This is a genomic window from Treponema sp. OMZ 840, assembly GCF_050937815.1.
Lineage (GTDB): Bacteria > Spirochaetota > Spirochaetia > Treponematales > Treponemataceae > Treponema_C.
Genome location: NZ_JACDIJ010000001.1, coordinates 1 through 21310, shown reverse-complemented (window position 1 = coordinate 21310; position 21310 = coordinate 1). Strand labels below are relative to the sequence as shown.

The window sequence follows — 21310 nt, the reverse complement described above, 5'->3', positions numbered from 1 at the left end:
GTGTTGACCGTCGAATCACCGCAGATTGCTCTATCGGGTTTGCTGCCGGAACGTATAGCCGAACTTATCCCGTCGCAGCCGCCCTTTAGAGGTATGCAAATATTCAAATGGATTGCATCGGGCGCGCAGTCCCTCGATCAAATGACCGATATTCCGCTTTCATTGCGGCACAGCTTAGCCGAAAAAACAACATTATTTTCGTCGTCCGTAAGCCGAATACTGGAAGATACGGACGGTACGACAAAACTGCAAATAGATTTAGGCGACGGTTTAATGATAGAAACCGTATTACTGTTTGACGGCGAAGGGCGAAAAACGGCTTGTCTTTCATCTCAAGCGGGCTGCGCTATGGGCTGTACTTTTTGTAAAACGGGTTCTTTAGGTTTTGCCCGCAATTTATCGGCAGCGGAGATTGTCGAACAATTTTTATATCTTGAACAAAGGGCCGGAAAGCTGCAAAATATCGTTTTTATGGGTATGGGCGAACCTCTTTTAAATTTGGAAGAAGTGCGAAATGCGGTATGTATATTTTCGCATAAAAAGGGGCGCGCTTTGTCTTTACGCAGAATAACGCTTTCTACCTGCGGTATCATTGACGGTATCTATGATTTGGCCGACCGCGGCCCGGCTGTCCGTTTGGCGGTATCGCTTACAACGGCGGATCCCGATTTGCGCGAAGAACTTATGCCGATTGCACGGTCCCAGAGCCTTGAAAAATTGGCAAAAGCGATACAATATTACAGTGATAAAACGGGGCACCGCTGTACTTTGGAAGCCGCATTGTTAAAAGGTGTCAATACGGGAAAAAAAAGCGCGCATAATTTAATTAATTTTGCCCGCCGCCTTCCCGTTCATATAAACCTTATTCCGTGGAATAAGGCGGAGGGATTACCCTATCAAACTCCGAGCGCTGAAGAAATTGCATCGTTTTATCGGCAGCTTAAAGGTGCCGGGCTTAACGTAACAATACGGACAAAACGCGGCTCAAATATTGCCGGAGCGTGCGGCCAATTGGGAAAAACACAATCGGAATAAAGCGGATTGACAAAGGTGAACATACGGATTGTCAATGTTTTTATACGCAAAGATCGTGAACAGAGGGAGTTAAAAAATGGAACAAAAGATTTACGTAGAAGGATTGGGAAGTACTGAGGACGAACAAAAAACCGCTTCGGCGGTTTTGTCGGTACAGGGCGTTTCTCACTGTGTTGTCAGCTATGAAAAAGCCCAAGTTTTTGTAACCTATGATGAAAAAATACCCGATATCGAACATGCAATACGAAACGCAATACAGTTATGCGGTTTTGATGTTTTGGGGTAAAAGCAGCCGCCCGATACACTGCCGTATTGCAGGATTTTAATAGTGACGTTCCGCATACCCCAGCCAGCCGCCGCTTTCGACAAGGGCCTTATCAAAGGGGTTTAAATGGAATCGATACAATTTACTGAGCGCAGCCGTATTTACAGCTATTGTAGATGCCGTATCCCCTACTTCGATACGGCATCTACAGTCTTTATCGGCAAAAAGAGAAAATATATTTTCAACGCTTTGTTCGTCAAGCTCGGCGGCAAGCATTCCGCGGTTAAACATATTTTGACGGAATATGCGCGCAAAATTAACCGCTACGACGGCATAAATACCGTTTACTTCCAATGCCCACGGGGCGTGTTCGCGTGAAGAACCGCAGCCGAAATTATTGCGCGTAATGATAATGCTTTTTCCGTCTATATCGGTTTGCGGATTAAAACCTTCAAGTTTTAAATCTTCGAGTAAATAGGGTTTTAAAGCTTGTTTTGAAATTTCGGTTAAATAGCGGGCCGGAATGATTTCATCGGTATTTATATCGGATCTGTCTAAAAAAAGTACGTTGCCTTCAAAAACTGTCATGGAAGTCTCCCCGTTTTACATAAAATACGTGTACAATCAAATGCTACCAGTCTGCCGTTATACGGCCTGCAAGAGAAGCGGCTGCGGCGGCGGCAGGACTCATTAAGTGGACGGTACCGCCCTTGCCCATACGGCCGCTGAAATTGCGGTTTGTTGTGGAAGCGCATACTTCTCCGTTTGCAAGGACGCCGTTACTCATACCCAAGCAGGCTCCGCATGTCGGATTGGTAACGCAAAAACCCGCTTCCATAAAAATGTCGATAAGGCCTTCCTGTAAAGCGCGGCGGTACACAAGGGGCGTAGCCGGCGATACGATGGCGCGAATACCGTCGGCAACTTTTTTTCCGTTATCAAGTCCTTTTTTTAACACGGCGGCGGCAATGCGTAAATCGCTTATACGGCCGTTCGTACAGGAGCCTATGTACACTTGGTCGATCTTTGTTCCGGCCATTTCTTTGAGAGTTTTTACTTGATCCGGCTTATAACCGAAGGTGCACACGCTTTCAAAAGAGCTTACATCGAAGCTGAACGCTTTTTCGTAAACGGCATCTACATCGGAAGCCCATGCGGTATATTCTTTTAAAGCCGCTTCTTTGGATTCGAATTCGTCCTTTATAAAAGGCCATAAATAATCGACCGTTACCGTATCCGGCATACATATTCCCGATGTAGCACCGGCTTCTACAGCCATATTGCAAATAGTCATGCGTTCTTCCATGCACATCTGTTGTACGGCAGTGCCGGAAAACTCCATAATGCAGTTCGTAGCTCCGTTTACGCCGAGTTGTGCAATGATGTGTAAAATAACATCCTTTGCGTATACTCCTTCTTTTAAGGAACCGTTCAATTCGATTTTAATCGTTTTAGGCTCGTAAAACGCACACACGCCTTTTAAAACGGCAACCTCAAGATCGGTGGTACCGACCCCTGCCGCAAAAGCGCCGAACGCTCCGTGTGTACAGGTATGACTGTCGCCCATAATAATCGTATAACCGGGGCGCACAAAGCCTTTTTCGGGAAACAAAGCGTGGCATACGCCGTTTGAACCTATATCAAAAAAATCACGAATTTTATTGCGTTTAGCCCAATCGCGCAAAATCTTTCCCTGTTCTGCGGTTTTCGAATCCTTCGCCGGCGTTACATGGTCGATAACGGCTTTAATTTTTTCGGGATCGAATACCTTATCCCTTCCTTTTTCCGTCAAATCCATAATTGCAACCGGTGTGGTTATTTCGTGGCAAAAAACCCTGTCCAGTTTTAAAACGCACATGTTTTCAAAGGGTTTATCGACAAGATGTGCATCGAATATTTTTTCGGCTATCGTTTTTCCCATACCATTCTCTTAAAATTTTATTTACACTAAAGTATTTAAGTATTTATAAAACTTTATATAAAAAAAGTCAATAAACAAAACCCGGCCTCTTGTAAATTCTTTTATACACCGATATATCTTATAGAATAGGAATGTCAGCGGATGAACTATACTGTATACGGAAACCTCGTTCCACCTAAAAAACTGCGTATCGGAAATTTTTTGTCAAAATATTATGCACATGCATACGGATTCGACAGCGAACAGCCGCCTTCTCTTACGGCCGTTCCGCATACCGGAGGCTATGAAGACTTCGGTTTAATGGCGGTAGTTGAAAAAAAATCCGTTGCTAAAGACAAACAAACCGCTTTGAACACCGAAAAAGGTGTTTTACTCGGTACTATGCGCATGGGATTCGGGCATTGCAGAATGGCCATTGCCCTCGCTTCCGCCGCAAAACATGCGGGTTTTATTCCCTATTGGTTCGATATGCTTTCGTTTCCCGATACGACCGCAGGAAAAACAATACGCAGTCTTGAACACTGGTATAATCTCGGATCGCGCATATCACAGCATTCAAAATTGTTCGAAACCTTGTTTTGGGAAAAAATTACGTCGGTTTCGGCACAAACCCTTTCGGCTTCGCTTAAAAATGCCGCTATGGCCGACATATATGCCGCTCTTTTCCGCGATATTCCGGCAAACATGAGCGTTTTATCGACTCATCCTTGGGTGGGACAGGGGGCGGTACGCGCCGGGTTACAAAACATTATCACCGTCGTTCCCGACAACTTTCCCCTCGCCTTTCACATTGTCGAAGGAACAACTCATGCGGTGCAGTCGCCGTCGAGCTTTATGGGCTACAGAACCTTGTTTGCGATGGGCGACAAAGGATTCGGCATACAAAACTGTATGCCGCCCGGCGATATTTTTGAAGCCGGACATTTTGTGGATCACGAAATCGTATCCAATATAGAATACGACTGCGATCTGCGGCGCAAACGCATAAAGGACGGCAAACCCCGCCGTTTTTTGCTCAGCATGGGCGGAGCCGGTGCTCAAGTAATGAAATTCGCCGACATTGCCCGAAAAGGAAAAGGTGCGATTGAAGCCGGAAAAGCGGTTTTATTTATCAATATGGGAGATCACAAGGGACGCTGGGCTTTATTGGAACAGGAACTGCGCTCAAGCGGCATTAAATGGACGTTCCATACCGACTGGCAACAAACGCGCAACTTTATAAACGAAGTACGAGAAGGAGATGTTACGGGGGTACATATTTTTTTGCACGATGATTTTTATGCCGCCGTCTATGCAACGAACTTGCTTATGCGCGTATGCGATGTGCTGATAACAAAACCGAGCGAATTGTCCTTTTACCCCGTTCCCAAGCTCTTTATTCACCGCGTAGGACGCCATGAAGCATGGGGAGCTATCCGCAGTTCCGAATGCGGAGACGGAACGATAGAAACATCATCCCCTTCGGGTTTGTACAGAACCTTGGATGTTTTAACGACAGATACCGATCTTTTGGATTTATACTGCACGCATATTATAAAAAACGCAAAAACGGGAATGTATGACGGTGCCTATAATATTATAAAACATATCCGGCACGGCAGACAAAATCCGCACAATATGCTACAGTAAGCTTATGTCGGGAAACACATTCGGTACTATATTTCGTGTAAGCACATTCGGCGAAAGCCACGGAGAAGCACTCGGCGCTTTAATTGACGGCTGTCCTGCAGGAATTCCTCTCAAAGTTGAAGATATCCAATATGAATTAAACCGCAGACGGCCGTCCGCCGTCTTTGTTGCCGCCGACGGTACCGAAACGGTTAATCCTGCCGTTACAAGCCGCGCCGAAAAAGATGAGGTGCGTATTTTAAGTGGGGTTTTCGACGGGGTTACAACGGGTACCCCCATCGCCCTTGAAATAAAAAATACCTCCGCGCGCTCCGCCGATTATCAAAACATCGCGCATACCTTCCGTCCCGGACATGCCGATTATACATGGCAAAAAAAATACGGCATCCGCGATTACCGCGGAGGCGGCCGCTCATCGGGGAGGGAAACCGCAGCCAGGGTGGCAGCAGGAGCCGTCGCCCGTCTTATTTTAAAAAAAGCCGCCGCAAATGCGACAAGTACGACAAATGCGGCACACACAACAAGTGAAACAAGGACGGCGACTACTGCAAGGGCGGCAGCCGATATAGATATATTTGCATATACGGTACAGGCTGCCGGAATCGACTGCCCGGCAAGCTCTTTGCCGCCGGTAAAGCCCCTCGATAAAAATCGTATAGAACAAAACCCGCTTAAGGTACCCGACGAAGACAGTGCAAAGGCAATGTTTGAACGTATACAAGCATTGCGCAAACAAGGCGACAGTGCCGGCGGGATTGTAGAATGCCGCATTGAAGGAATTCCCGCAGGCTGGGGAGAACCCGTATTCGATAAGCTGGATGCGGAACTTGCAAAGGCCGTATTGTCTATAGGTGCGGTAAAGGGTATCGAATTCGGATCGGGCTTTGCAGGGTGCAGGATGACAGGCTCCGAATGGAATGACCCTATGCGCGTGCATACAACCGATAAAGCCGCCGTCGCCGGTAAAACCGAGGACACAACCGACGCTGAAAATGCCGGCTATGCCGACGCCGTATGTTTTGAAACAAACAATGCCGGCGGCATTTTAGGCGGCATATCCAACGGAAACACTATTGTATTCCGCGCTGCCGTAAAACCCGTTCCGAGTATTTTTTTGCCGCAAAAAACCGTAAAAATAACCCGAACCGCCGATACGGACGGTAAAATTTATGAAAATACCGACCTCGTTATAGAAGGCCGGCACGATGTGTGTTTGTGTCCGAGGATTGCCCCCGTCATAGAGGCTATGGCGGCTATTTGCCTTGCGGATATGTATCTTCGCAGCAAAAGTGCACATATACACTGAACGAGAGTATTTACATGCCGAAAAAAAAATCAAATACGGCGCGCGGCATATATGTCAAAAGCGCCCTTGCCGTTTTTCTCATCTTCTTTTTTTTGTGTGCCGCCTTACTCGGTTATTCCGTATACACGCTTAAAAATCCGAAACCCGGTACGCTGACGGCCGAACAAAAAGCGGCATTTCAAAGCGCAGCGGTACGCTTTGCAGAACCGCCGCTTTCATCCTTGTTTTGGAATACCGAAAAGGCCGGTATCGAAAAAGCGGATATACATGCACAATCCGGAATCTTAATAGACGTAAAAAACGGCACTATTTTATACGAAAAAAATGCAGACCGGATGATACCGCCCGCATCGATGACAAAACTGGTCGTTATGTATGTCGTGTTTCAAGACATTACAACAGGCAGGGTTTCTCTTGACGATATTGTACCGCTTAAAAGCGACGCTTGGGCAGTAAATGCTCCGCCGGGTTCTTCTTTAATGTTTTTAGCCGAAGGACAGAGAGTAACGTTACGGGAATTGCTTTTAGGCCTTGCCGTCGTTTCGGGAAACGATGCGGCAATTGCGATTGCGGATTATATCGAAGGATCGCAAAGCGCTTTTATAGAACGTATGAACGCAGAAATGAAAAAACTGGGCTTAAAGCATACACGTTTTGTCGATTCTTCGGGTTACAGCGAGCACAACAGTACCACCGCACGCGAATTTGCGGTCTTTGCACGCGCCTATTTACAGCTGTATCCCGACGCAGTACGGGATTTTCATTCGGTACAAGAGTTCCGCTATCCTGCCGTAAAGCCGATTATACAAAAAAACACAAACCCTGCTTTAGGACGCATCGAGGGCGTCAACGGGCTTAAAACCGGTTTTATTCCCGAATCGGGCTACAACCTCGCTTTGACGGCGGAACGCGGTTCTATGAATATTCTTTCGGTTACCCTCGGCGGGCCGGGAAAGGGAACCGCACAGGGAAACGCATACCGTTTGGAAGACGCGCGCATTTTAACTTCTTACGCTTTCGATAATTTTCAAAGCGTTTCGGTCGAACGCGGAATTTCAATTCCCGTCGCCGTTTCGTGCGGAACCGAAAATGCGGTTTTTGCACGAGAAGCGGGAAAAAGCGGCCCGCACACCCTTACCCTGCCCGCCTCGGCTTCCGCAGTGACGCGCACTTTTGTGTTTAAAAATGCAAACTGTCTTCGCGCCCCGTTTAAGGCGGGAGATATTATCGGTAAAACCGTCTATAGCGCAGATACAATTATCGTAAAAGAAATTCCCCTTATAGCCGACCGAGATGTCGCTAAGGCGGGATTTATAAAAACCTTTTTTCATAAAGCCGCATGTAAGATTAGCGGACTGTAAAAATCCGTCGTTCCGCACCGGTCGGAACAATCCGCTATTTTAAACACATTTTTTTTCATAATAATATTGACTTTTTTATATTATATAATATATAATATAAAAAGATACATTATATTATAAAGATTTCTAATAGGAGTATAGGTTTGGCCTTTAACACCGGTGCGGCCCTTTTGGATGCCGTCGTTTTAGCGGTTGTTGCCCGCGAAGCTGAAGGTACATACGGATACAAAATCACCCAAGATGTGCGCGGTATCATGGATGTATCGGAAAGTACCCTCTATCCCGTTTTAAGACGTTTGCAAAAAGATAATTGTCTTGAAACCTACGATATGGAATTTGCCGGCCGGAATCGCCGTTATTATAAGATAACGGCAAACGGCATGATACGGCTGGACGGATACAGACACGAGTGGAAGTCGTACCGCAAAAACATAGAATACGTTCTTTTCGGAGAGGATACTGATGACAAAAGATGAATATCTGAACCTGCTGCGTACGGAATTGCAGGCTTTACCGCATGATGAACAAGAGGAAGCAATGAGTTATTACCGCAATTATTTTGAAGATGCCGGCGATGACGCTTCCGTAATTGAAGAATTGGGAGCACCGGAAAAATTGGGTGCATATATACGGTCGAATTTTGCCTGCGTACCCGGAAAAAATCCGGTCAGGGACGGGGAAAATTCGAAAGGAAAACCGAAAACGATTAGGGATAATGCCGGCGGCATCAATATGCTGCTTCTTATACTGCTTTTGACGGTTACCTTTCCGGTATGGGGCCCGGTTGTTTTGGGCTTACTGGCAGCGGCGCTCGGTATTATTGTCGCAATTATTGCCGTTATTTTTGCAGGCGTTATTGCAGCGGCGGCCCTCTTTGTTGCGGGCATTGTCGTTGTCGTTACGGGTATTTCGCTTTTTTTCAGCGCACCCCTTATCGCCTTATTGGGGTTGGGAGCGGGCTTGTTTTTAGTCGGCCTTGCATTGCTGTGCGGTATCATTTTTATTCGGATATGTACAAAGATTCTTCCGCCCGTTATGCGCGGCATTGTAAAAGTATGCAGCCTGCCCTTTAGACGAAAAAGCTAAGCTGCGGGCTTATCGACAATATATAGGAGATGGGTTGAAGCTCGCCGCTCAAATAGCGCGCCTTGCTTCAACGTTGAGTTTTGCGCTTTGCGCAAAACATCGCTTATTACGTGCACGTTCTCGCTTCGCTGTGAACGTGATTAAAAAGTCATTCGAAAGTTGACACTTTCTTCATGACTTTTTATAGGAGTAGATATGAAATCGACAACAAAAAAAATAGTAATATGGGCGCTCATTTTAATGGGTATCGGGGCGGTTTTTATGGCCGCAGCCCTTGCAGGCGGTGCGCGCTTTAAAGACTTAAAATATTTTAATTATACAATAAACGGAAACCGCCGTTTTCGGGACAATCTTTTTAACATAATCTATGACTTAAACGCTATTTTATCCGATGACGTTTGGGATGAAGATTTTGATGACATTTTGGACGCCAAAGAAGATTTACGGGCAGCAAGGGAAGAGCTGAGCGATGAATACGATGAATTAAAAGAAGCTTTTGATGAATTAAACGGCGAATTAAAATCCCTGCCGGTCGCTTTTACAAACAGCTATGAGGGGAAAAACGTGAGTGCAATCGAAATCGATGTAAGCGCGGCCCGTATCGACATAAAAACCGGAACGACTTTTTCCGTAACCGTTCGTCAGGGACGGCACAGAAACGTGTACAGCAGCTTAAAAAACGGCGTTTTGGAAATAGATGAAAAAGGCGGCTTTAATTGGAAGCGAAAACGGAAAAAGCCCGATACCGCCTATATAGACGTAACGATTCCCGAAAACACGGTATTGGATGAATTGGACATAGCGGTGAACGCAGGTGCCCTGTCGTTACACCACCGATCGCTGACGGCAAACGAATTATCCGTCGAGTTAAATGCGGGTTCCGTTTCAATCAGGGATGTAACCAGTTTGCATACCGATATAGACTGCAATGCAGGTGTAGTACGTATTGACGGCCGCCTGCGCGGCAAAACCGAAGCCGATTGCAATGCGGGAAAAATCGACTTGACCATAGACAGCGGCGGCGAAGATTATTCATGGGATGCAAAGGCCGCCCTCGGCAACATACGGGTAAACGATTCGGTTTCGTCGGGACTTGCAAACCTGAACAGTTCGGGAAGTACACGAATAAACCACCTCGATTTGTCGGCAGCGGTCGGCAGCATTGATGTATCGATACAATAAATGAAAGATGACACTTTTTTCATAGGAGAAGACAATGGCAAAAAGATTGTATAAAAGCGAGAATAAAATGCTTTGCGGCGTATGTGCGGGAATTGCCGAATATTTCGACATAGACCCTACCCTTGTGCGCCTTATAACCGTATTTTTATTATTTGCAGGAGTGGGAAGCGGCTTAATAGCCTACATTGTAGCGGCCGTTATTATACCGGAAAGATTCCAAAATAAGACAAAATCAGCAAAAGATATACCGGAAAAAGAGGCAGAACGCTGATAAAAAGGCCCGCAACGCGGGAGCCGCCCCTTTGCGCACGGGGCGGTTTTCCCGTACTTGCGCAGGCTTTGCCCCCGATTCCGTTTTCAGCGTTTTCGGGGGATGCAGAGCTTTCAGCGTTTTCGGAAATCGAAAAAAATACGTTTAAAAGGCGTTCATCCGTTTTTTTCATAAGAAGCGAAACGCTTTCGCCGATTGCTTTAAAAGGCTTTATTTTCTTTGCGTTTTTATTTTTGATTCCCGTTTTTTCTTGCAAATCATTCTCCCGTTCAGAGTCGGTTTTTTGGCTTAAAGCATCAAAATACAAAAATACACGGCTTAAAAAGCCGCCCGTCCTTCCGGGCAAGTTTAAGTTTCGGCTTACGGCGTATTGAGAAACGAATACCATAGCCAAAAGTACCCCGCTTTTTTTTAAGCCTTCCTGAAGTGACCCCGAAGTAACCTTTAAAGAAAAAATCGAAAACAAAACATAACCGTCGGCTTGAAATAAATTAAAAAACACGATTGAAAAACAGATTGCCAAGGGCGGCACAATACGAAACCGTCCCTTTTTAAGAGCGGACAAAAGGGCAAACAGAACAAGATCTATCCATAAATATGCAAGCGATTGCTGAAACAGAATACCGGGCAAACACAAAAGAGACGTGATAAACAACAGGGACGGATTTAAAGAATCAAAGACCTTTTTCATAAAGACACCGCCTCACAGATTTTGTGCGTAGGCATTTTTCGGCAACAGAGCAAACCACTTTGACTGCGCGGCAAAAGCGCCGGTTATAAAACCCAACGCAAGACCGGTTACAAAACCCGAAATTAAAAGTACCGGAGCGATATAACGCACGGCATTACCGAAGAGGATAAAATGCGAAAGCAGGATTTGCGCCGCCGTATTTGCAAGGGCTCCTCCCAAGCTGATACCGACAGTTCCGATACGCTTTTTTCCCGTCCGATGTAAAATAAGCATAACAAAGGCCGAAGCAAAGGATCCTGCCGCCGAAAATAAAAAAATATAGGAAAAAAGAGTTCCCGTAATAAAGCCCTGCCCCAGCACTTTAAACAAAACCAAAAGAGCCGTTTCTTTGCGGTTAAAGATATAAAGGCCCAAGAGAATCGGCATATTCGCTAAACCGAGCCGCATAAAAGGCAGTGGCTTCGGAATAACGTATTCTATAGCCGATAAAAAAAGACACAGAGAGGCAAAAAAAGCTATAAGATTATGCCGGTCAACCGGCGCGGTATTTTGTATATCCATATTCAATATTATCCCTGACAATATAGCAATTTTTTAAGAGTGTTTCAATACGGTTAAAATATTCGGTCACAGCATGCACCCTGCAATAAATGATAATCCTAGCTATTGTATTTTATGTTGCGGATTCCGCCCATTCCGCCGCACGGCTCCCTTACGGGAGCTCGTGCTTACCGAGTTTTTGCTGCGCAAAAACTCGCAGACGGTTACGTTCTTTTGTATATCGTTAACCCTTTTTTGTATATACATCTCTTTGTTCTTTAGAAGCTTGCTCCCTTGTCCGCTTCCCCTTCGTTATTTGAAGCTATGTCTAGATACTCCGCCTGTCTTATTCCAAGTTTTGATGTTCTGTTTGTTCCCGTTCGGCTTGTTTTTTCTTATCACGCTCAAACTGCCAGCCGTACAACATGCGTTCCGTCATCCCTTCTTCAGCATATTTAAGATACTCTCGTGCAAGGTCGGTATTTGCTGTTTTTAATATATCGGGGTTTACCCATAGTCCCGATATCGCCATATCCTCCCATTTTTCCCCGTCATACACATCCGCAACCGTCAGTTTTACTTTCGTTACCTGTTTGGGAAAATCTATTTGTGCAAAATGCACATAATCTTTAAAGGTGTATTCAAAGTCAAAATCATCTCCTTGTAAGCGCACCGTTTTCATTCGAGCATTCATTTTATACAAATGCGGCCTATCCGTATCTACAAAACCGTTTAAAACCACCAGATTATCCGAGGGAATATGAAAATCAATGTCCAATACGACACCCTTTCCATTCCCTGCTGCCCCTTCTACCATAGGAGTCGAATCGTTTACAAAGAATGCCGAAACATCTGAAGATTTATCTATACATCTGAGAAACCAACGGAACCGCAGTATATCATCATCATATACTACTCGGTGCCCCTTAACCGTTTCCGTTAAAAACGGAACGGACATCTTAATGCTTTTTACCATATTCGGCATTATCCAAGCATAGTCAAGCAAATCAGAATATCTGTCTGAAAATGGATCATAGCTATCTTTAAGCAAGTCTTTTCGAAGTTCGATAAATTCTTTATTTATTTTTTCTGAGGTTATGATAAAATTGTTTTGACTGGTAAAAAAACCTCCACCCTCAATAATTATGGCATGCGTTTTATCAAAATCCACTCTTTGATATAAATCGTTATCCATATGTATATCTTTTCTATCCAATCTATAGCTTATTACTTCATATACAACATAGATATACTTATCATCGCCAACAAAACACGGAAAAGCAGGAAACTCTCCGGTCGTCCCGTTAATAGAGTATAGGTCTTTTTCGGTAGAAAATAAATACGGTTGTTTATAGCGATGTTGATACTGAAAATATGTAGGAGAAGGAAAAAACCACACATTCTCTGCATACAGGAACGATACAGTCAAACATATACAGAATACACAAATTTGTTTTAACTTCATGCAAATACTCCTTATCGATACACCCGTTCATAGGGGTTATCTTTTTGATAAATTTTTCCGAAAAGAACCGTTTCTACCGGTAATCCAAGTGTCTTTGTTAAAAAGTTGGTATAGCTATAAAAATTTGTCATATTATTATCCCCTCCGGTTACTTCACAGCCCGTATTTCCGTATTTCTTCGTCGGATGACCTAAATGCTTACCCTCTGCATAACCTGCGTTACCGTCAGCCCCTATACGATAGCCTTTTGCAAGCAAATTCCCCATAACGGCTTGTAAATAAATATCACCTTTATTCAATTCCCATTTATTTTGTGTCATTTTTAAAATCTTATACGCGACAGCCCCTTCTGTGATAGTTTCAGGCCCCACCCTTATTGTGCGTTTCCCGCCATATAAATCCCTGACATTCATCGATATAAAGGCATCAGCCGTATACGGAATCTTTCCTTTACTGTCTTTTCCGGGAAGCATGCTTTGTACTGTTGTCCAGCCGCCAAAGCTCTTTGTCTTTTCAGGAATAATATTTCCCTCTAAATCACGTGAAATTATTGTACGAGTATCCAAGCCTCCATATTCCGACCGCGTTTCATTTTTTTCGGCATTGTATATATAATAACTTCTCGTATCACGGCCTATTCTTTCTTCCACCGTTTCATAGGTAAAGCTGCCGTCTTTGTTTACCTTTGCTACTATTGAGCCTTCCAAAACCTTTCTGTTTGTAATGTTCGCGTATGCACCCAGCTTTTCCGCTCCTACCCAGTTTTTACCGTTCACTGTAGCCGCCCTTGTCCGCTTCCCCTTCGTTACCCTCTTCTATGTCTAGATACTTGCCGTATACCCGACCTGACGGGGTAATTTTCGCTTTCTACTTTGTACCAATACCACGACTCCCCTGCTATTACAAACTAGCCTAACCGCCAAATTTCCTCAATATAGCCTCCCTGGGCTGAACCCCTTTTTTATCGGTAAAAAATATTCTCACATAAGCGCCGAAAACCCAACCGTCCTTCCCGTCTGTCGTTTTAACTTTGTACCACGGTGACTTAAAATTGTCTATAGTATCTTCATGGGTACTCTCTTCATACAATGTGATCTCGGACAATTTCGCAAGGTTTCCGATTATTTCACTATTTATACTCGGCTTACTGCGAATCCGTAAATTATCAATAACTATTGCCTGACATTGAGACGGATAACGCTCATCTGAATTGTAAAACACCTTCAAACCTCGTTCATTATGTATATAATCCAAAACAACGGCTTTCGTAAGAGCAGTTCGGTAACCGTAAGGGAAATCCCAATGCGTGTATCCGGAGTAACCGGAGTCACCGGTTTCCAATTTATCGAAGTTGTAATCAGGCGTATCGAAAATTTCAGTACTAACCATAAAATACACATTACATAACTCCGCATTGACATATTCGACCCGCTGGAAAACATATGTTTGCCAACTACCTATAAAACCGCATTGAAACCTTCCTTTATCGCAAATAAGATATCCCTTCGTAGCCCTCCCATCAACAATAAAATCAAAGCCAACTCTATTGGTATTTAATAGCTCCTCTATGCTTTGATTCTCATCTACCGGTACCTTTGCCGTATCTTCGGCATACAGTAAGCCCAAAAAAAATAATACGAAAAAAAATATATATAAAAGTATTAATCGTTTTTTCATCTAATAGTTCCCCCGTAATTAGGTCTTTTCAAAGCCTCTTCCCAATAATGTTTATGAAATTGCTCCATGTATTTTTTACGTGCCCATTCTTCAGCCTTATCCTCCATCCGTGACCATACAGAAAAATCATATTCTCCTGTTCCCAGGGGAAATCCGTAATCATCGTCTTTATGTAACTTGGATGGATACAATTCATTCCACATCGTTTTAAACGGATCCGTCACCATCCCAATTTAATGCAAAACTTAAACCGTCTTTGGTAGCAATAAGCTCATTTGGAATATTTTTTTTACCGGCAACATCTATTTGTGCAAAATGCACATAATCTTTAAAAGTATATTCAAAGTCAAAATCACCTCCTTATAAGCGCACCGTTTTCATTCGAGCATTCTCTTCGCTAGCTGCTCTCATATTTCATAAAAAGAAAGGTTTCCCAAAGAATCTATATACTAATTCAGGGCTATTCGCTATTTCTTCCCCGCTTAAATTCTCTCGTGCCATTTCTTCAACATATTTGAAATAGCCATATGAAGCATACCCTTCCTTAAAAGGACTGTAAGAAACAAGAGAACGTGCCATTCGAACCGACTTATACCGCATAGTTTTCGGTTTTAACTTTTCTTTCAACTCATCAGGAATTGTTATTAGAGCCATCGTTTTTTTTGTATACCCGATCGGATCGATATCTGATATATTAATAATGTTAAATCTATAGCGATTACATCTAATATACTCTCGCTCCGCCCCTCCGGCGGTAAAATAACTAAAAACAGTCATTTTCAAAATATTATTTTCAATATCCCATGTGCCTATAAGAAAGCCTAAACAAACATCAGCATTATTCTTAAAACGATGTCCGCTAACATTTACTACAGCGAGCCTATTTGGAAAAAATTCATAGGAACACTCACTTATTATTACGCCCCATTCATCCCATGCTTCAAATCCATTCCAACGTCCTAATATCATCGATTCTTCACTAGATAAATTATATTGCGCTTTTAATTCCGGAAACTCATCCCAAAAATACGTCCCTAACGGATTCAAAACGTCCGTAAATTCCTGCAACTGTTCATACGTATATGTCTTTTCTGCAACCCGCTCTTCTTCCGCTTGTTTTTTATCGTCAATAACTACATACACCACCATAATTAAAAATAGTCCGATGCATGCGGCCAATAGAATCAAAAAAATCTGTAGTATTTTCTTTAATATCTTTTTTATCATATCTTATCTCTTTTTTATCGTATAAAAACGAACATGTTTTCTAATAAATATTCCCGATAAGAATACCGCTTTCTCCGGTAATTAAAACATATCGTTTCGCCTACCTGTTGCCACTTCCTATACCTTCTTTCAACTATTGTATGATACAAAAATCCTGTTGTCTACAGGCTGTTGTACAATTTTATTCTTTATATCTAGCAAGTTTGCAAAAGTCGCTGCCGCAGACTTGCAAAACATTTTTAGAACAACTGAACGCCCGCACAAACAGGCGTTCCGGTTAAGTATTTCACACGGACATAAAATGCTGTATGCTGTGCCTGTGCGCCTACAAAAAAGAGCACACTTTTGCTGTATGGGCCTGCGGCAGCAACCCCGTAGTTTTCTTCGAGAACTACGGGGTTTTAAGAAAAAAATCAAATTACTTTTATTTGTTTGGGTAACAAAAATTTACAATTATCAAAATTGGAACTAAGAAAAATGATGTTTCAATGAAAAAATCTAATAGAATATGTATTCTATCCGTTTCATAAATTTTAAGCATAAAAACACATACAGTATTAAAGAAAAGCAGAAAATAAATCAAAAATATCATAAATTTATATATTTTTTTATCCTTCAACTTCCAAATATAAAAACCCGACAATTTTAATAACAGAGGCATATTATTTTTTACCATTTTTCTTTCTCTCTTTGACAAAATTCCATTTATGCCTAGATTCAGAAAAAACAGATGTATAAAAAATAAAAGCAAAAAACCTACAATATTTTTCATAGCTAATCCTCTGAATTCTTCTTTACATAATTAAGAATTTCATCAATTACGTTATCTCGGATTTTCTCAGGTAAATAATTCTTTAGAGCATCTTTCAGAGCTTTTTTATTGAATTGCTTTGCAAGAGTGCCTGTATTTTTTTGGAAATACGCAACTGCCTTTCCTATTTCCGAAAAATCACCTTTTTTCAAAGCACCAAAAATTCTTTTTTCCATCCTTGTTAATTGGGAACCTATTTCTTTATTTCCTTTCCCGCCGACTAATCCTCCAATTGCACCAGAAATACCGGAAGAAAGAACCTTCCAACCATCAACACCTTTTTTATTATCAGTTAACTGATCTGCCAAGTCTGCAACAGTATTTATCATAGCATTTCCCGCAACTTGTATTGCCAAGCCAGCACCGGTAACATACAAAAGCGATGATGCCATGCCTGATAAACCTTGAATAGCTATTTTTCTGCCATCTAATTGAGTAACATCAAAAGAGCCAGTTTCTTTATAAATATCATATAGTTGGGATGTTGTTTCAATTGCAGCTCCAATACAAAATCCAACAGCGGCTATTGCTAAAAGAGATTCCCCATCCGGGTCTATATACTTCACCGGATTATTGCCCGCATAGTGGTACAGGTGCATGTTTACCGTGTTATATATTCCCCCCATTCCGGGTAAGTTTTGATTATGCTTTTTCGCCTCATCGTTCACCGGTGCCACGGGTATATATTCCCCCAGCGCCGGGTCGGTTGTCAGCCACCTGCTTGTTTTAGCGTCCAGGTACCGTGCGCCGTAGTAGTATAAGCCCACGCACAAGAGGCTGGCTATTGTGCGTGCTTTATCGCATTCTTTAACGGTGAATTTAACTTGTATATTATTAATTGTTTTATTGCTTAACAATTAACGATCCTTCTGTATATCCATATTAATAAACCTTCTGGTAATGCTAAAACAAATAGAAACAATATAAATCTTGAAAATTGAATATTTTTTACAATTTTCAAAATAACGTTATACAAATTAAAGATAAATGCATAGTTTTTTGTCACATATAAAATAAAAATCCCATAACTGAGAATTAATAAATAGAATCCCATTTCTTTTATAATCTTAATCATTATTTCCACCTTTATTTTTATCCTGCAATGGTAAATTGGATAATACTTCCTGCCATACTCCAATAAGCGTATCTTTTACCGCTTCATTTTTTGCAATATCCGTTAATCCATTCTTTGATAGGTACTTTATTTCCGAGACAGTTTTACCAGTTATAGGATCTTTATATGTTACTTTTGCTCCCGTAGTTGTCGTTGCTCCCATTACAATACCTGCAACACCCGCGATAGCAGTATTCACTCCGACATTTTTGGTCAATTCATCACCATGCATTGCATTATCCGCAACTGTGCCGATAGCGGCACCAGTCATATTAGCAGATGCATTCAAAGCTATATTTGCTGCCTTATAAACTTTTACCACATCTCCTACTGCTTTTATTGAACTCACTCCACCGGTTATGGCACCAGTAATGGCACCACCTAAAAATGCAGCTCCGACCGATTTAACATCAACATTTTTAATAGCATCTCCAACACTTTGACCGTTAATCATATTAGACGCTGTCTGTACTGCAAGATTGATAGCAGCACCAGTAATACCACCGACGATAGCACCAACTACAGCTTGCGGCATACGTCCGTCCGGATCTTCGTATTTTATCGGATTATTATTTGCGTAATTATATAAATGTGTACTAAGAGTGTTGTAAATACCACCACCCGGCAAATTTTGATTATGCTTTTTCGCCTCATCGTTCACCGGTGCCACGGGTATATATTCCCCCAGCGCCGGGTCGGTTGTCAGCCACCTGCTTGTTTTAGCGTCCAGGTACCGTGCGCCGTAATAATACAGTCCGGTTTCCTCGTCCCGTTCTTTGCCGGTAAATTTAAAGGGCAGCGTCTTATTCTCCGGCGCTCTTTTTTCTATCCAGTATTCTCCGTAAGGTGTATATTCTACTCTCTCATACTCATCTCCTTTGTAATCGGTAATAAGATGAGCACTGCCGAGGTGGTCACTGTGGTAGTAATAGGTACTTGCCTCTGCGGTGCTCGTGTGCCCGGCACTTCCGGCTCCGTTCGTCCGTGTTACCAAGCGCTCGCTTCCCAGATAAATGTGCTTTATTTCCCTGTCGGTATTGTACGCGCTTGAGTTGTGTATCCAGCTCCACATGGTGTTAAAGTATAAGGTTTCGCTTTGACTTGAGCTTTTAAGCGCTCTTTGTCCGTCGGCTCCGTAGCGGTAGTATACGGTGTGTCTTCCGTCACTCGATTCTTTCATATGATCTTGGTTTTAAAACAATAAAAACTTTGTTTTTAGGGATGTTTACTAATTGCATCTTTTTTTCTCGTGTGAAATCCCGTTTAGTTTCATATACATCAAAGAAAAATTGCCAATATAAAAAACAGTCATCATTTGAGTTATATATATAGAATTCAACTTTATTACTTTTTTTTCCTTTTGCATATGTTGTAAACATTAAACCCGCTGTACCTTTCATAGGTAAGGCACTTCGATTCAAGGGGAAAGAATTGTAAATCTCGCTTACAGAATATTTTTCTGGATCAAGATACGTTCCTTTTTGTACTCGCGGATCGTACCCTCTCTTTAATGCTTCACGGCCTGCATATAAAAAACTTGTCGATTGAAAATCCAAGATATAATAATCATAAATCAACCCTCCCAAAAAGGTAAGAAAAGCTATAAGAATTAATGAAATCAATAACAGTAAAGTATTATTGAACTTAACGGCAAAGAAAATAATAATAAAACACGGTATACATATTAAAACAATAAAAGTTTTTTCTCGTATCTTCATTCTACCATCCTATCTTACACCCATAAGAACCAGAAAGCAAATTATTTTCCAGAAGATTAAAAGCATTCTTTGAGGAATCAGAATTAAGACTGTAATTAACATAAGAATAATAAACCTGCAAACCAAAGCCATAGTATGGATGTATTTTTCCTGCAATATCGGTCATTAAATTTTGTTGATTTTCTGACAACATAGGATCTTGAAAAAAATTCTTTAAATCATATCCAAGAGAAATATTACCAAAAATATTAGAGATTTTTTTTAGAAATTTAAAATCATTTCCAAAGAGCTTTAATCCTTCATATGCATAAGTAGAAAAATTCCCTATATCATCAATAGGCCTTTCAAAACTATTTAGCATATTGTCTAATGTATTATTTGATTTCTCAGAAAGAGTTGTGGTTGCTACAGTTTTTTCTGGCAATAAACTTGAAAAATCTAATTTATCACCTGCATATATCTTATTCGGGTCTTCTATTCCATTTGCTTTTGCCATATCATCATAAGTATAATTCGTATCATTTTTTCTATTAAACTCATCGGTAATTTTTGACAGAGTATCACCTGCTTCAATCGTATTCGTTTCCCAGTCAAACATCCCCGTCGGGTCAGTATATTTAATTGGGTTATTTCCTGCATAGTGGTAAAGGTTAAAGTTTACCTGATTATAAATCCCGCCTTCACCGATAGCGGAGCCCGCCATATACTCCCCCAACGCCGGGTCGGCGGTCAGCCACCTGCTCGTCTTCGGCTCCAGGTAGCGCGCTCCGTAGTAATATAGTCCCGTTTCTTCATCGCGCTCTTTGCCGGTAAATTTAAAGGGCAGCGTCTTGTTTTCCGGCGCTCTTTTTTCCACCCAGTACTCTCCGTAGGGTGTATATTCTATGCGCTCGTACTCGTTGCCTCTGTAGTCGGTAATAAGGTGTGCACTGCCCAAGTGGTCACTGTGGTAGTAATACGTGCTTGCCTCTGCGGTACTCGTGTGCCCGGCACTTCCGGGTCGCACGGCTCCCTTGCGTGAGCCGTGCTTACCGAGTTTTTTACAGCCGCTTGGGCTGCTCTGTGTTGCGTCTGAAAAAACTCGCCTACCTTCTGCCACTTCCTATACCTTCTCTGTATGGGCGTGCCCGCCTTACAGGCGGTCGGGCTTTTCGCTTGTATGGCCGTGTCGTTCTAATGCAAGCACTTCACGCACGGCCATATCGCTGCAATCCCTCACACTCTTATATAAACGTTCCTAAAACATACATAATTTAGAAGAACAATCTCCATATTTTTAATAAAAAAATACATATAATAGCAAAACTGCTTATAATAAAAAGTTTATATCTACTGAAAATTATAAGATAAATACATAACTGATATATTTTAATTTCTTCAGAAGGCAAATCTTCATATGTAACTACATGTATCGGCATAAGCATTATAAACGATAAAATAATTATAAAAACAGTGAAAATAATTATTTTTTTCATTTTTCACTCCTAATTATACTAAAAAGCCTTATAAGATTGTTAGCAGAACTTGGGTTTGCCCTTCATTGATTTATTTTTTTCAGTAGTTTTTCACTAAAAATTGAAACTATATACCCTACCAGTACACAAAAAAAATATGAAGAGATATTTAATATACCAAGAACTACAACACTAAGAGGATCTTGTTTTGCCCTAAAAATGAATATCCAAAAATATTCAAGAAAATCAGATATTAGAAAATATGATATGCTCATCATGCAAAGGAATAATCCCCATGAACCGGCCGATATGATAATATGAAAAAACAAAAAATAATAAAACTTAATATAGAATATTTTTTTTCCTAATAAAAATATAAGAATACCCACAATAAAATAATAAGGTATTAATATCTGCAAAAAAAATCCTGCTTGGATAGTACATATCAGCATCATACTAAGATAATGAATTATAACTAATGTAAGAAAATAAAAGCTATACAGTTTCATCGAAGAGCCTGTCACAAAATCTGTGTAAATGGCATTTCCTAACAAAGC

At 41.8% G+C, this 21310-nt stretch carries 22 protein-coding genes and 1 pseudogene; 9 read left to right on the top strand and 14 right to left on the bottom strand.

The window, feature by feature from the left end; genetic code table 11:
- The first annotated feature begins 3 nt into the window (after positions 1 to 3).
- On the top strand, positions 4 to 1035 hold the full coding sequence (rlmN, locus tag H0R92_RS00115) for a 23S rRNA (adenine(2503)-C(2))-methyltransferase RlmN (protein ID WP_432959939.1): 1032 nt from the start codon (positions 4 to 6) through the stop codon (positions 1033 to 1035).
- A gap of 76 nt (positions 1036 to 1111) precedes the next feature.
- Complete coding sequence (locus H0R92_RS00110; RefSeq protein WP_432959937.1) at positions 1112 to 1321, top strand: cation transporter; 210 nt, start codon at positions 1112 to 1114, stop codon at positions 1319 to 1321.
- A gap of 36 nt (positions 1322 to 1357) precedes the next feature.
- Here H0R92_RS00110 and H0R92_RS00105 read toward each other — a convergent pair whose 3' ends face one another.
- Together H0R92_RS00105 and H0R92_RS00100 are read right to left on the bottom strand one after the other, a co-directional pair.
- Positions 1358 to 1888: a 3-isopropylmalate dehydratase small subunit gene (locus H0R92_RS00105; RefSeq protein WP_432959935.1), complete on the bottom strand. Its 531-nt coding sequence runs from the start codon at positions 1886 to 1888 to the stop codon at positions 1358 to 1360.
- A gap of 43 nt (positions 1889 to 1931) precedes the next feature.
- Positions 1932 to 3221 carry a 3-isopropylmalate dehydratase large subunit gene (locus H0R92_RS00100; RefSeq protein WP_432959933.1) on the bottom strand — a complete coding sequence of 430 codons (1290 nt, stop codon included), beginning with the start codon at positions 3219 to 3221 and terminating at the stop codon, positions 1932 to 1934.
- Between the two features lie 141 nt (positions 3222 to 3362).
- On the opposite strand from H0R92_RS00100, the gene H0R92_RS00095 reads away from it, so the two are divergent.
- The 7 genes from H0R92_RS00095 (at position 3363) to H0R92_RS00065 (ending at position 10056) form a co-directional block, all read left to right on the top strand.
- Positions 3363 to 4850 carry a DUF6938 domain-containing protein gene (locus tag H0R92_RS00095; RefSeq protein ID WP_432959931.1) on the top strand — a complete coding sequence of 496 codons (1488 nt, stop codon included), beginning with the start codon at positions 3363 to 3365 and terminating at the stop codon, positions 4848 to 4850.
- A gap of 4 nt (positions 4851 to 4854) precedes the next feature.
- Positions 4855 to 6156, top strand: coding sequence for a chorismate synthase (gene aroC / locus H0R92_RS00090; protein WP_432959929.1), 1302 nt, complete (start codon positions 4855 to 4857; stop codon positions 6154 to 6156).
- A 14-nt stretch (positions 6157 to 6170) separates the two neighbouring features.
- Positions 6171 to 7517: a serine hydrolase gene (locus H0R92_RS00085; protein ID WP_432959927.1), complete on the top strand. Its 1347-nt coding sequence runs from the start codon at positions 6171 to 6173 to the stop codon at positions 7515 to 7517.
- 143 nt (positions 7518 to 7660) lie between these two features.
- Complete coding sequence (locus H0R92_RS00080) at positions 7661 to 7993, top strand: PadR family transcriptional regulator (protein WP_432959925.1); 333 nt, start codon at positions 7661 to 7663, stop codon at positions 7991 to 7993.
- On the top strand, positions 7980 to 8603 hold the full coding sequence (locus H0R92_RS00075) for a DUF1700 domain-containing protein (RefSeq protein ID WP_432959923.1): 624 nt from the start codon (positions 7980 to 7982) through the stop codon (positions 8601 to 8603). The genes H0R92_RS00080 and H0R92_RS00075 overlap by 14 nt, the downstream gene beginning before the upstream one ends.
- A gap of 195 nt (positions 8604 to 8798) precedes the next feature.
- Complete coding sequence (locus tag H0R92_RS00070; protein WP_432959921.1) at positions 8799 to 9785, top strand: DUF4097 family beta strand repeat-containing protein; 987 nt, start codon at positions 8799 to 8801, stop codon at positions 9783 to 9785.
- 34 nt (positions 9786 to 9819) lie between these two features.
- Positions 9820 to 10056 (top strand): PspC domain-containing protein, encoded by a 237-nt coding sequence (locus tag H0R92_RS00065; RefSeq protein WP_432959919.1) that lies wholly within the window; start codon positions 9820 to 9822, stop codon positions 10054 to 10056.
- On the opposite strand, the gene H0R92_RS00060 is transcribed toward H0R92_RS00065, so the two are convergent.
- The 12 genes and pseudogenes from H0R92_RS00060 to H0R92_RS00005 all read right to left on the bottom strand — a co-directional run.
- On the bottom strand, positions 9986 to 10747 hold the full coding sequence (locus H0R92_RS00060; RefSeq protein ID WP_432959917.1) for a hypothetical protein: 762 nt from the start codon (positions 10745 to 10747) through the stop codon (positions 9986 to 9988). The genes H0R92_RS00065 and H0R92_RS00060 overlap by 71 nt on opposite strands.
- Before the next feature lie 12 nt (positions 10748 to 10759).
- Entirely contained in the window at positions 10760 to 11308 is a 549-nt protein-coding gene (locus tag H0R92_RS00055; RefSeq protein ID WP_432959915.1) for a Gx transporter family protein, read from the bottom strand.
- Between the two features lie 325 nt (positions 11309 to 11633).
- Positions 11634 to 12482: an NADase-type glycan-binding domain-containing protein gene (locus H0R92_RS00050; RefSeq protein ID WP_432959913.1), complete on the bottom strand. Its 849-nt coding sequence runs from the start codon at positions 12480 to 12482 to the stop codon at positions 11634 to 11636.
- A gap of 281 nt (positions 12483 to 12763) precedes the next feature.
- A complete protein-coding gene (locus tag H0R92_RS00045) occupies positions 12764 to 13528 on the bottom strand; it encodes a hypothetical protein (RefSeq protein ID WP_432959911.1) in 765 nt (254 codons plus the stop codon).
- Positions 13529 to 13664: 136 nt separating this feature from the next.
- Entirely contained in the window at positions 13665 to 14429 is a 765-nt protein-coding gene (locus H0R92_RS00040) for an SH3 domain-containing protein (RefSeq protein WP_432959909.1), read from the bottom strand.
- Positions 14426 to 14632 (bottom strand): hypothetical protein, encoded by a 207-nt coding sequence (locus H0R92_RS00035; RefSeq protein ID WP_432959907.1) that lies wholly within the window; start codon positions 14630 to 14632, stop codon positions 14426 to 14428. Before H0R92_RS00035 ends, H0R92_RS00040 begins: the two co-directional genes overlap by 4 nt.
- A gap of 211 nt (positions 14633 to 14843) precedes the next feature.
- Positions 14844 to 15656 carry a hypothetical protein gene (locus tag H0R92_RS00030; protein WP_432959905.1) on the bottom strand — a complete coding sequence of 271 codons (813 nt, stop codon included), beginning with the start codon at positions 15654 to 15656 and terminating at the stop codon, positions 14844 to 14846.
- A gap of 1341 nt (positions 15657 to 16997) precedes the next feature.
- Positions 16998 to 17285: pseudogene (locus H0R92_RS00025) on the bottom strand (RHS repeat-associated core domain-containing protein); the annotation flags it as partial.
- A gap of 249 nt (positions 17286 to 17534) precedes the next feature.
- Positions 17535 to 18761 (bottom strand): RHS repeat-associated core domain-containing protein, encoded by a 1227-nt coding sequence (locus tag H0R92_RS00020; RefSeq protein ID WP_432959903.1) that lies wholly within the window; start codon positions 18759 to 18761, stop codon positions 17535 to 17537.
- Entirely contained in the window at positions 18745 to 19299 is a 555-nt protein-coding gene (locus tag H0R92_RS00015) for a hypothetical protein (protein ID WP_432959901.1), read from the bottom strand. Before H0R92_RS00015 ends, H0R92_RS00020 begins: the two co-directional genes overlap by 17 nt.
- A gap of 1 nt (position 19300) precedes the next feature.
- Entirely contained in the window at positions 19301 to 20398 is a 1098-nt protein-coding gene (locus H0R92_RS00010) for an RHS repeat-associated core domain-containing protein (RefSeq protein WP_432959899.1), read from the bottom strand.
- Positions 20399 to 20836: 438 nt separating this feature from the next.
- A partial coding sequence (locus H0R92_RS00005) for a hypothetical protein (RefSeq protein ID WP_432959897.1) occupies positions 20837 to 21310 on the bottom strand: 474 nt, incomplete at its 5' end.